Annotated in this window: 11 protein-coding genes; 8 read left to right on the top strand and 3 right to left on the bottom strand. The window is 29.7% G+C overall.

Annotated features, from left to right (window positions below; genetic code table 11):
* The first annotated feature begins 31 nt into the window (after window positions 1-31).
* The 5 genes from Q0649_RS03175 to Q0649_RS03195 all read left to right on the top strand — a co-directional run bounded on the left by Q0649_RS03175 (window position 32) and on the right by Q0649_RS03195 (window position 3,187).
* Window positions 32-490 carry a DUF6115 domain-containing protein gene (locus Q0649_RS03175; RefSeq protein ID WP_298837185.1) on the top strand — a complete coding sequence of 153 codons (459 nt, stop codon included), beginning with the start codon at window positions 32-34 and terminating at the stop codon, window positions 488-490.
* A gap of 35 nt (window positions 491-525) precedes the next feature.
* Window positions 526-687: a hypothetical protein gene (locus Q0649_RS03180; protein ID WP_298837188.1), complete on the top strand. Its 162-nt coding sequence runs from the start codon at window positions 526-528 to the stop codon at window positions 685-687.
* Window positions 684-1,466 carry a flagellar hook-basal body complex protein gene (locus Q0649_RS03185; RefSeq protein WP_298837190.1) on the top strand — a complete coding sequence of 261 codons (783 nt, stop codon included), beginning with the start codon at window positions 684-686 and terminating at the stop codon, window positions 1,464-1,466. Before Q0649_RS03180 ends, Q0649_RS03185 begins: the two co-directional genes overlap by 4 nt.
* A 29-nt stretch (window positions 1,467-1,495) precedes the next feature.
* Window positions 1,496-2,281, top strand: coding sequence for a flagellar hook-basal body complex protein (locus Q0649_RS03190; protein WP_298837193.1), 786 nt, complete (start codon window positions 1,496-1,498; stop codon window positions 2,279-2,281).
* Window positions 2,282-2,425: 144 nt separating this feature from the next.
* Window positions 2,426-3,187: a hypothetical protein gene (locus Q0649_RS03195; protein WP_298837196.1), complete on the top strand. Its 762-nt coding sequence runs from the start codon at window positions 2,426-2,428 to the stop codon at window positions 3,185-3,187.
* An 89-nt stretch (window positions 3,188-3,276) separates the two neighbouring features.
* On the opposite strand, the gene Q0649_RS03200 is transcribed toward Q0649_RS03195, so the two are convergent.
* Complete coding sequence (locus Q0649_RS03200; protein ID WP_298837198.1) at window positions 3,277-4,920, bottom strand: putative manganese-dependent inorganic diphosphatase; 1,644 nt, start codon at window positions 4,918-4,920, stop codon at window positions 3,277-3,279.
* Window positions 4,921-5,201: 281 nt separating this feature from the next.
* Here Q0649_RS03200 and Q0649_RS03205 point away from each other — a divergent pair, with 281 nt between their 5' ends.
* Complete coding sequence (locus Q0649_RS03205) at window positions 5,202-7,811, top strand: calcium-translocating P-type ATPase, PMCA-type (RefSeq protein WP_298837201.1); 2,610 nt, start codon at window positions 5,202-5,204, stop codon at window positions 7,809-7,811.
* Between the two features lie 118 nt (window positions 7,812-7,929).
* On the opposite strand, the gene Q0649_RS03210 is transcribed toward Q0649_RS03205, so the two are convergent.
* Window positions 7,930-8,349, bottom strand: a complete 420-nt coding sequence (locus Q0649_RS03210) for a hypothetical protein (protein WP_298837204.1) — start codon at window positions 8,347-8,349, stop codon at window positions 7,930-7,932.
* A 244-nt stretch (window positions 8,350-8,593) separates the two neighbouring features.
* On the opposite strand from Q0649_RS03210, the gene Q0649_RS03215 reads away from it, so the two are divergent.
* Complete coding sequence (locus Q0649_RS03215; RefSeq protein ID WP_298837206.1) at window positions 8,594-10,891, top strand: AAA family ATPase; 2,298 nt, start codon at window positions 8,594-8,596, stop codon at window positions 10,889-10,891.
* A 54-nt stretch (window positions 10,892-10,945) separates the two neighbouring features.
* Here the strand turns inward: Q0649_RS03215 and ychF are convergent, their stop codons facing one another.
* Window positions 10,946-12,043 carry a redox-regulated ATPase YchF gene (gene ychF, locus Q0649_RS03220; RefSeq protein ID WP_298837209.1) on the bottom strand — a complete coding sequence of 366 codons (1,098 nt, stop codon included), beginning with the start codon at window positions 12,041-12,043 and terminating at the stop codon, window positions 10,946-10,948.
* Window positions 12,044-12,282: 239 nt separating this feature from the next.
* Here ychF and mraZ point away from each other — a divergent pair, with 239 nt between their 5' ends.
* Entirely contained in the window at window positions 12,283-12,711 is a 429-nt protein-coding gene (mraZ, locus tag Q0649_RS03225) for a division/cell wall cluster transcriptional repressor MraZ (RefSeq protein ID WP_298837212.1), read from the top strand.
* Window positions 12,712-12,715 lie beyond the last annotated feature (4 nt).

Raw genomic sequence — 12,715 nt, forward strand, 5'->3', positions numbered from 1 at the left:
TAATTTATTTTTAAGATCTGGAGTGAATTATATGGCAGGATTATTGATTTTTATTGGACTAATTCTTATAATTTTAAATGTATTATCTATAAAAAAGCAAAATAAGTCTTTTAATGGAGTACTAGGGAATGCTATTGGAAATATACAAGATGATGATATTAGGATAGGAGAACTTAGAGCGGAGTTTTCTGAAAGCATTTTAGAACTCCAAAGTGAAATAATGGGTATTAAGGAACTTATGGAAAAAAACAATGAAATTCATAAAAACAATGAAGAAAAGTACGATAATAAAGATAAGCGAATTGTTAAAGATGATACTAAACTAGAAAATGAGAATGAAATTTTGGATGCACCGCGCAATAATAGTAGTGAAAAAGTTGATGAAATAAAAAGGTTATTTAGTGAAGGCTCATCTACTGATGAAGTTTGTGAAATATTGCATTTAGGTAAGGGGGAAGTACTATTAATAAAGGATTTATATATAAGATAAAAAAATTAATAGACTTTTTAAGTGATAGGAAACTTTTGATAGGAATAGGAATTGGTTTAATTATGGCATGTTGTTTACTCGCTGGTTCAAAGATAAATTATGAAATGAGTAAAGGACAAATTGAAATTAAGGCAAATGGATATGGTATGCGTTACCCAGATGAAATGCCAATAATTATTAAGGATGTGAAAAAATGATTAGAGCCTTATACACAGCAGTTACAGGTCTCATAACTGGAGAAGCTAAACAAAGCACTGTAACTAATAATATAGCAAATTCCAATACAAACGGATATAAAGCTGAAAATCTTTCTATCAAGTCATTTGATGATGTTTTAATACAAAATTATGATAAAACTGTAAATGGTAAAAATGTTAAAACCATTCTTGGCTCTCTAAGTCAGGGAAGTCAAATCGATGCTACAAATACAGATTTTACTGAAGGGGTTTTACAGACAACGGATAAATCTACAGATTTTGCAATTGATGGAAAGGGATTTTTTACAGTCCAAAGAGATAATGGCATAAATACTAAAAACTATTATACAAGAACTGGTGATTTTCATATAGATGGAAGTGGATATTTAGTAACAGATAGTGGAGATAAGGTTTTAGGTAAAAATACAGCAACTAATGCAATAGAACCAATATTTGTTGGTGATGGTAAACTTAAATCTGATAAATACGGAAATATTAGTGTTAATGGTAAAAATCAATATAAATTTGATTTAGTTGACTTTAAAGATTATAATACTGTTAAAAAAGTTGGAGATAACTTATATGATGCAGCAAATCCCATTCAAAATGCAAATGTTAGTGTAAGGCAAGGATCTCTTGAAAAATCTAATGTTAATGTTACAAGCGAAATGGTAAATATGATGGAAATCATGAGAAATTTTGAAAGCAATCAAAAAGTCATACAAGCTATTGATGAGACTTTAGGTAAAGCTGTAAATGAAGTAGGCACAGTAAAATAAAAAATACGAATGGGAGGGAGTGGTAGCAGATGTTAGAAATTATGTGGGATAGTAAAAGTGCTATGAGGGCGCAACAAGAAAAGTTAGATACAATATCAAATAATATTGCAAATGCAAATACCAATGGGTATAAAAAACTAAACACAAATTTTAAAGATCTTGTTCATGAGACACTTGATAGAAAAGGATATCCAGTAAATGCTGCTTCGAAAACTGTGCTTCAAAATGGTACAGGTGTTAGGGTAGGAGAATGGAAAAGAGATAATACACAAGGCTCACTCACGCAGACGGGCCTATCAACTGATTTAGCTATAGATGGCACTGGTTATTTTGAGGTGACTCAACCAGATAACACTAAGGCATATACTAGGTCTGGTAATTTTCTGACAGATGCAAGTGGAACTATAGTTGATGAGATGGGAAACAGATTAAGTATAGTTGATACGGGTGGTAATAATATTAATAAAGTAAATGGACCTTATAAATTTACTGCTAATAATTTTCAGGTTGATGAAAATGGTAATGTAGCTATAAAGGGTAGCAATGCTATTATTGGAAAAATAAAAATTTCAACTGTTGTAGGCGATAATTCAATGATATCAATAGGTGATAGTTTATTTCAGCCCAAATCTGGAATAACTGTCTCAGATAGCAAAGATTACTCTATTAATCAAGGTTACTTAGAGGGATCAAATGTTGATATTAGTACTGAAATGACTGATATGCTTATGACCCAAAGAGCGTTTCAGCTTAGTTCAAGTACTTTAAAAACAGCTGATGAAATGTGGCAAATGGCTAATAATCTTCAAAAATAATTTATTTTATTAAGTCTAAGTTAGACATACTTTTGTTAGTGTGTCTTTTGTTTTTTGAAATAATAATAAAAATAGTTTTAATTAAGGAGAAACACTCATATATTATTAGTAAAGCACATAATAATATGATTTAGGAGGGTGATCATGGGGAGTGGATATATAATTGGTTGTTTATTTAGCATATTACTGTGGAGATTGGATAGACAAAAGGTATTTAATTTTATTAATATAAAATCAAGGAATAAAATCAAAAACATATATATAGTGCAATTTTTATATTTATGTCTTATATTTGTTATGTATTTGGGGCTTGTTTTTATAAAAAACAACCAATTATATAATGCTATTACAGCTTTTATAGTAATAGATATTAGTAATACAGAGAGAAAAAATTTAAAAAGTAATTACAAAAAACATTTTTATGACACAATATCTACTATATCTAGCGCTCTTATCTGTGGATTTATAACACCTTTGTTTCTCATTATAATATTTGGTAATGGTGCAGCAATTGTGTTTATGATACTATACAATTTAAGTTCTGATAAGGATTTTAATATAATAGGCTTTGTTATGTCTATAGCTATTATAATACCATCAATAATAGCAGAAGCTTTTTTATATATAATTTATGTGTTTAGAAATCGAAATTTAAAGATAAAATTTAAAGGGGATTATATTAGTAATCTTTTTATAGTACCTCTCCTTAATGTTGATATTTTGGCTGCATTTATAGAATCAGTTAATTTTTATTCTTATCATAATGGTAACAATATGCATTATCTAAAGTCTTATGGTTCCTATAATAATAAAATTGATAACGTATGCATCAAGGACTATTTAAGCATAAGTTATTCTATATGTTTCCTACTTTTTATAGTTTTTTTTGTTTTACAACAATTATAGGGTATTAATAAATTATAATAAATAAAAAACAAAGCAAATATTTTGTAATAAATGCTTTGCTTTGTTTTTTATTTAAATAATCTTAAATTTTATTTTATTTTACTTAGAGCAACTGTAATAGGTGGTATAACTTGTTTTTTTCTTGAAACAAGACCAGGTATATATATACCGCTATCAGTTAATGTAATATTAAAAGCTTTTGAAACAATGTCTTTGTGTTCTCCTGCAGCTATTAATACTGAACCGCCATTTAATATATCGGTTAACATTAATATAATCAAGTTGAAACCACTTTCTTTTGCTTTTTTATTCATTAAATCTATCATGTCATTTTTGATTAGATCGAATCCTTCAATATACATTGTACCAACTTGGGATACTCCTACTTTAAAACCACTAAGAGTAAAAACTTTAAAATCTTGGTAGAAAATTTCTTCAGCTGTTTTACCGTCAAGAGATGTACCAGCTTTAAACATTTCTTTAGCAAACGCTTCTATGTTTAAATCAGCAATTTGAGCTAATCTTTTTAAAGTTAAATCGTCAACGATTGTTGAAGTAGGCGATTTTAAAAGTAATGTATCGGAAATAATGGCTGCACATAAAATTCCTGCAACACTTTTCGATGGTCTAATTCCATTTTCAAAGAATATTGTTGCTATTATTGTTGAAGTACTTCCCACTGGTTCATTTCTAAAATATATAGGTTGACCAGTTTGAACATCTGCAATTCTATGATGATCTATTATTTCTAATATTTCAGCATCTTCAAGGCCAAGTACTGATTGAGTTTTTTCATTATGATCTACAAGTATAACCTTTTTTTTATTTTCAGATATTAAGTGAAATCTTGAAATACTGCCAACAACTTTATTATTTTCATCAAGAACTGGATAACTTCTATATCTAGTCTCAAGCATAGTGTATTTTATCTCATCAATAAAATCATCTGTATTAAAAGTAACAAGATTTTTTCTAGTCATAACATAATCTATAGGGATGCTTTGAGTTATAAGCCTAGAAGCTGTAAAAGTGTCATATGGTGTTAATATAACTGTACACCCATTAGTTTTTGCAAGCTCAAGAACCTCTTCTGTTGGAGTATGATTACCTGTAATAATTATAAGTGATGCTTTAGAACTAATTATTAAGCACTGTGAATCTTCTCTATCACCACATAGGGCAATATCTCCAGCTTCAATTACTGTTTTTGTGCTATCAGGCTGCATAGCAGCTACAATTATTTTACCCGTTATTTTAAAGGGCGTCTCTGGCTTGTATAAACATTTAGCGGATAGAGTATCTAAAATGTTTTCAAGTGGTGTATTACTCTTTGCAAGAATTGAATTGTCCCAAATATCTAAATAGTTTGAAGCAAGATTTGAAACTGAAGCTACACCAGCTAATTGTTCATTTTCATCTATTACAGGTAGTGTTTTAACATTCTTTTTCTTCATAATAGACCAAGCCATTTTTAAAGAAATATCTGGTGAAATTGGAGCTACAACATCAATATCTAAATCAGAAATTTGTGTTTTAACTGTAGTTATAAGTTTAGGTTCAGGTACAGCAAAATATTTAAGAATAAATTTTGTTTCAGGATTTGTTTCACCAAGCCTTATTGGAATTGCAGTAACTTTACCAGTTTTATTTTTAAACTCTGAATATGCAATAGCAGAACAAATAGAATCTGTATCTGGATTTTTGTGACCAGTAATATAAATAATGTTTTTCACGTATATCCTCCTTGTCTTTTCCTATGGCAGATAATAATACTAATTATTATCTGCGTGTCGTTTTAACTAATATTTATTGATAATATTATTTTATATTCAAACTTACATATTGTAAAGAAAAAACCATATATTCTTTTCATATGTAGGAAAGTAAGCACATATAGTAGTAAAGAATAAAAATTATAGAAATGTAGTCATCTTAAAATAACAAGATAATTGCATATGGAAGATAACAATTAAAATATGTTATCTATATTAAAGAGGCGTAAGGGGGAATATAAGTGTTTAATGAACGAATGTCAAATAACAATGCTAAGGATAAAAATAAGTCAAGCGGACTTGGTTATGATAGTGTTACCTCATCGAAGGGGTTAACAAATGCAGATGCAGAGAGTAGGCTTAAAAAGTATGGATTTAATAAATTAGAAAGTAAAAAAAAGATATCAGCTCTTCAAATATTTATTTCCCAATTTAATGATTTTATTACTTGGATATTAATTGTAGCAACAGTGCTTTCGGGACTTATGGGCGAAAAAGCAGATGCAATAACTATATTGATAATAGTTATAATGAATGGAATTTTAGGCTTTATTCAAGAGTTTAAAACAGAGAAGTCTTTAGAGGCACTTAGTAAGCTCGCAGCACCAACAGCTAAAGTAGTTAGAAATGGCGGGATTTCAGTAATAAATGCAATATATCTAGTGCCAGGAGATCTTGTGATTTTAGAAAGTGGCGATAGGATACCTGCAGATTGTATTTTGACGTTATGTAATAATGTCATGCTTGATGAATCCTTACTTACTGGAGAGTCAGCTGGTGTATCTAAAAGTGCAAGTTCTAAGGAAAATACCATTTATATGGGAACAATAATTCTTACTGGAAAAGCAAAAGCAAAAGTTATTGCAACTGGTATGAGTACGGAAATGGGAAAAATAGCAGATATGCTTCATAGTATAGATAATGAGAGGTCACCATTAAAAGACCGTTTGGCACATCTTGGCAAAATATTAGTTATACTTTGTATAATAATTTGCGTGGTTGTATCTCTTATGGGAATTTGGCGTGGACAAGACAAGTATGAAATGTTTTTACTTGGAGTAAGTCTTGCGGTTGCCGCAATCCCTGAAGGATTGACTGCTATAGTTACAGTCGCTTTGGCCCTTGGTGTATCTAGAATGCTTAAAAGGAACGCTCTAGTTAGAAAATTACCAGCCGTTGAAACTTTGGGTTGTACGTCTGTAATATGTACTGATAAAACAGGAACGCTTACTGAAAATAATATGACAGTAAAAGCATTATATTTTGATGGTAAGATTTACAATATTGATAATGACAAAATTCCGATGAATTTAATGATGAAAAAAGCCTATACATACTGTAATGATTGTAATTATGATTTCAGTGGTAGAAATATTGAAAAGTGTTTATTTGGTGATCCAACAGAAACAGCATTGATTAAAGGCTTTTTTTATAATCCTAAAGAGTTGCAGGAATTTTTAAACAAAGCAAGACGAGTATATGAAATAGCATTTAATTCAACAAGAAAAATTATGTCTGTTATTGTTAAAGAAGAGGATAGAGAGGTTTGTTATGTAAAGGGTGCTCCGGAACGGGTTATAGAAAAGTGTAATTATATATTAATTGATGGATTTATACAGCCAATGCTTCCCGTTTATAAAAATAAACTATTGAGATCTGTGGAGTCTATGTCAAACAAAGCTTTAAGATGTATGGCATGTGCCTATAAGGTGACAGGGATTACAAGAGATGATAATTTGGAAAGTAATTTAATTTTCATAGGCGTAGCAGGGATAATTGATCCTCCAAGGAAAGAAGTAAGGGACGCGGTTATAAAGTGCAAGATTGCAGGTATAAGGCCTGTAATGATAACAGGGGATCATAAAAATACAGCTTATGCAATAGGAAAAGATTTAGATATTTGTAAATATCCAGAGGAAGTTATAACTGGAGATGAACTAGATAAACTAAGTGATAAAGAATTAGATAAGAATATTGATAACTTTAAGATATTTGCAAGAGTAAGTCCTAAACACAAATTAAGGATAGTTAAGGCATTTAAGCATAAAAACCATATTGTAGCAATGACCGGTGATGGGGTTAATGATGCTCCAGCTATAAAAGAGGCGGATATCGGAATAGCTATGGGCATATCAGGTACAGATGTAACTAAAGAGGCAGCATCTATGATATTACTCGATGACAATTTTGCAACTATTGTTTCTGCAGTTGAAGAAGGACGTGTTATTTATAATAACATTAGAAAATTTATAAGATATTTATTATCGTGTAATTTGGGAGAGGTACTTACCATGTTTTTGGCTTCTTTATTTTATTTAGAGAATCCACTTCTTCCAATTCAAATTTTATTTGTAAATTTAGTTACAGATGGACTTCCAGCTATTGCGCTAGGAGTAGATCCTGCAGATCCTGATATAATGTTTGAAAAACCTAGAGGAAAAAATGAAAGTGTATTTTCAAGAGGGCTTACAGAAAAGATTATCATACGTGGCTGCCTTATAGGTGTTTGTACAATATTGTCATTCATTGGTGGTAAATATTATGGTATGAGTATTGAGGCATGTAGAACACTTGCTCTTGGAACTTTAGTTTTATCTCAACTTATACATGTATTTGAATGTAGATCTGAAAAACATTCTTTGTTTGAAATTAATCCATTTACAAATATGTTCTTATTGGGGGCTGTAAGTATATCAGTAATTATGTTACTTAGTATAGTTTACATTCCATTTTTACAGAATGTATTTCATACTATAGCACTTAATTTAGGACAATGGTTAATTATTTTATTTTTCTCAAGCATTATTTCTTTTATAAATAGTTTGTATTTATATTTAACAAATAAACACTAAGCATCACTTATTAGTATTGTAATCGCTAGGGAATTCATCACCTAACGGTTATGTATTCTAATTTAAAAATGAACTGTCTGAAAGTAGAATTTAATTCTATTTTCAGACAGTTCATTTTTTACTTAAATCGTTTATCAGCTCTTACTCGTTGTACCTTTGGAGCAGGGGTGCCTTCCTTAGTTGGAACTAAGTCTTTTTTGGTAGTCATATTTCTTATGTTAACAATTTGAATCTGTTCTCTGTGCTCTTTACCTTTTTTACCTTTCATTCCTTGAATTATAACAGAATGTCCTTGAAGTACCGATATAAAGTGTATCTTTTTGAACCAACGATGTTTTTTAAATATGCACTTAGAAATCGCTTTACTTCCATCAGCCTTTACAAGAATTATAACAGTTAATTTATAAAATATTCTAAGATAATTCTTTGATTCTACTTTGACAGATAGAACTCTACCTTGTGCCTGAGTAAGTCTATCACCATATCTTTTTAAGTATGACTGTGTGTAGCTATTGGTTAATTTTTCTTTTAATCCCATCAAATTACTCCTTTACAATAAAAATTATAAAAAATAAAAAAAGTCAATAAGCTTATTATATCTTAAGTTGTTATTTAACTCAAGCATTAAAAAATGTCTATTTATAAAATTATATTACTTTTTTTATATAAAAAGATATGTAGTCATAAAATTAGAAAAATTATTAATCTATAATGATAATATTTGTCCCCAAATGTGTAATTTAAGAATATTAATAGAATAAAGAATTGAAAGGAGGAGGAATATGAGTAAGGAATTAACTCCAAAGGATATAATATATGAATTTGATATTGAAAATATGGGCGCAAGGGAAACATTAGATTCTATGCCACAATATTTAGATGTAATAAAAAATGTTAAAACTGCAATGAGTATAGAAAAAGAGGGTTTTAATGTTTATTTAATAGACGATTTTTCAAAGGAAAGCCTTAAAGATATTACTGAATGTGTAGCTAATATGTTTAAGAATAGTAGCAAACCAAAAGACATTTGTTATGTATTATATGAAGATGAAAAAATTCCAAAACCTATTATTATAAGTAATGGGGGTGGAAATAGGTTGAAAGATATACTTGAGGGATTGCAGGATGAGTATTTAGAGTGCACATTCCAGTTTTATAATAATTCATCAAATAAAGAAAAAGAGGAAATTCAAGAAGGAATTCAAAAAAAAAGGAATGAACTTATTGGTGAACTGATAGATATAGCAAAGGATAGAGGTTTTGATATAAAGTCTACTAATAATGGTTTTACATTTATTCCATTAAGTAAAGGAAAAGAAATGTCAGAGAATGAATATGATACTTTAGATAAAGTGAGGAAAGAAGAAATTTTAGCTACGGCAAAAATGTTAAAAGAAAAAGCTAAGAATACTTTAGAAGAATTAAAAGATTTTGAAGTAAAAGACTTAGATAAAATAAAACAAATAATGGGAATATACTATAAAAATGAAATGAGCCAATTAAAAGAAGACTTTAAAGATATGTTTGTGGAAGATGAGGTTGTAGTGGAGTATATAGAGATAGTATGCAATGCCATCGAAACAAGACTTATAGATAATTATTCACTGAATTATGATGATGATGAAGAACAAATAAATGAAATTATATACAAATATATTGTTAATGTAATTGTAGATAACAGTAATAATAAAGTACCTCCAGTAATTTTTGAACAAGATCCCAACTTAATGAATTTAATTGGTAATATAGAATATGAAAACCACAAAGGGGTTTATACAACAAACCTTGGATTTATAAAAAGTGGTAGTTTGCTCAAAGCAAATCAAGGGTGTTTGCTAATTAGAATGAATAGTTTACTAAGTAACCCTTTGGCCTATTCCCAATTAAAGAAATCTTTATTAACACAAAAGGTAGATGTTGGAGCTACAAGTAACCATTATGAGATTATTTCTTTAAATGCTTTAAAACCAGAACCAATATCCATCAAAACAAAAATAATTCTTATTGGAGATTATGAGACATATGACTTGCTTTATAATTATGATGAGGACTTTAAAAAGATTTTCACTATAAAAGCAGAATGTAATCCAGTGCAGAATATAGATAATAATCTAAAAAATTCTTTAGTGTTTGAGATTAATAAGATGTGTTATGAAAATAACTTTAAATCAATTACAAATGGAGCTATTAGAGAAGTAGCAAAGATAATGTCTAAGAGGGTAGAAAGTAAGAAAAAAATTTATTATGATAAACATGAGATCAAGAAAATATTAATTTTAGCCAGTAATAAGGTTGAGTTAGAAAATAGAACTCAGATTAATGAAAATGATATAATTGATGTAGGGTACACAAAAGATATTATGGAAAAGGAAATTTTAAACCACTATACTGAAAAGAAAATGCTTATAGATGTTAGCAATAGTAAAATAGGACAAGTGAATGGATTATCAGTAATTGATACAGGATATTTTAGTTTTGGTAAGCCGATAAAGATCACTTGCTGTTGTTATAAAGGATCAGGTAATATAATAGATGTTCAGCAAGAGAGTAATTTAAGTGGTAGCATCCATAGTAAATCTATTAATATTTTGAAGGGATATATGAGTAATATTAATGGTGGATTTAGTAGACTACCGGTAGATTTTCATTTGAGTTTTGAACAAATATACGGAAAAATAGATGGTGATAGTGCATCAGTTGCAGAAATAATAAGTATGCTCTCTGCATTAAGTAAAGTACCAGTAAAGCAAAACATTGCTCTTACAGGTTCTGTAAACCAATTTGGTGAAGTTCAACCTATAGGAGGAGTAAATCATAAAATAGAAGGTTTCTTTGCGGCCTGCAAAGTCTTAGACACTGTAAAGGATAAAGGTGTATTGATACCACTATCTAATGCAGACGATTTGGTTCTAAATGAGGAAGTTGAACAGGAAATTAAAAATGGAAACTTTCATATCTATACAATGACCTCAATAGATGATGCCATTCAAGTACTAATGGGTGACTCAGAAGAAAACTTTGAATCCCTAATGCTAACCATCAGCAAAGAGTTAAAGAAATATAGCAGTAGTAGAAAATAATTAATGAAAAAAAGCCACAGAAACTAATTTATTAGTATCTGTGACTTATATTTTTTATACGTTAAATCTAAAGTTTACTACATCACCATCTTGCATGATATAATCTTTTCCTTCAAGTCTATATTGTCCTTTTTCCTTAGCAGCAGCTTCGCTACCACATTCAACAAGCTTGTCATAGGAAACTATTTCTGCTCTTATAAAACCTCTTTCTATATCAGAATGGATTTTACCAGCCGCCGCAGGGGCTTTAGTTCCAATGTGTATAGTCCAAGCTCTTATTTCCTGAGGACCGGCAGTTAAGAAACTCATGAGTCCAAGTAATCTATAACTTGAATGAATAAGTTTATCAAGTCCGGTTTCATTAAGACCATATTCCTTTAAAAGTTCCATTTTTTCATCATCATCTAAAGTAGATAATTCTTCTTCAAGGCTTGCACAAACTACAATTACCTCTGAATTTTCGTTTTTAGCAAATTCCTGAACTTTTTTAACCATATCATTTTCTGTGTTACCAGACATAAGATCATCTTCACTAATGTTTGCAGCATATAATACTGGTTTTGAAGTAATTAGGAAAAGACTGTTTACAAAAATAGTTTCTTCTTCGGTAAACTCAAGAGTCCTTGCTGGAAGATTTGCTTCAAGGTGCTCTTTTATTCTTTCCATAAGATCATATTCCATTTTTGCTGTTTTATCGCCAGAACGAACAAGTTTTTGTGATCTTTCGAGTCGCCTTTCTAATACGTCAAGATCAGAAAAAATAAGTTCTAAGTTAATAGTGTCTATATCTCGAAGTGGATCAACAGTGCCATCTACATGTATGATATTTTCATCTACAAAACATCTTACAACATGAACAATAGATGCAACTTCTCTTATGTGAGATAGAAATTTATTACCTAAACCTTCTCCTTTACTTGCTCCCTTTACGAGGCCGGCAATGTCATAAAATTCGATTGCTGTGTGAATTATTTTTTTACTATCATAAATACCTTGTAGTACATCTAATCTTTTATCTGGAACGCTTACAACACCTACGTTTGGCTCTATAGTACAAAATGGATAGTTAGCAGATTCCGCGCCTGCCTTTGTTATTGCATTAAACAATGTGCTTTTTCCTACATTTGGTAAACCTACAATTCCTAGCTTCATATATATGTACATTCCTTTCTTACGTTTAATATTATTAAGTTCTTATAAATTATACTCTAGATATTATTCTATTTCAAGCTAATGCATTTCAAGAAGTAAATTTAAAAAATTTTTAATTTTTTAATAATGATGTAAAATAAAAAGGAATTTTCGTTTTTCTATAGAATATTACTTAATAGTGGTTTAAAATGGTTTAAAGTGGTTGAAAGTGGAGTAATAATATAAAGTGGGGGAATATTATGTTTATTGGTGAGTATCAACATGCCATTGATAGTAAAAATAGAATGATTATTCCCACAAAATTTCGTGAAGGATTAGGTAGCGAATTTATATTAACCAAGGGCCTTGATGGATGCTTGTATATATACACAATGGACGAATGGAAGATAATGGAGGAAAAACTTAAAAAACTTCCATTAACTAGTAAGGATGCCAGAGCATTCGTGAGATTTTTTTTCTCAGGTGCAAATGAAATAACATGTGATAAGCAAGGAAGGGCCTTAATACCACAAAATTTATGTGAATACGCTTCGATTAAAAAGGAAATAGTAAGTATAGGCGTATCAACTAGAATAGAAATATGGGCTAAAGACAAATGGGATGAATATAATGAGTCGGATATTAATTTTGATGAGATTGCAGAAAAAATGAACGAATTAGGCTTATAAAAGG

The organism is uncultured Clostridium sp. (genome assembly GCF_937920395.1).
GTDB lineage: Bacteria > Bacillota > Clostridia > Clostridiales > Clostridiaceae > Clostridium_AD.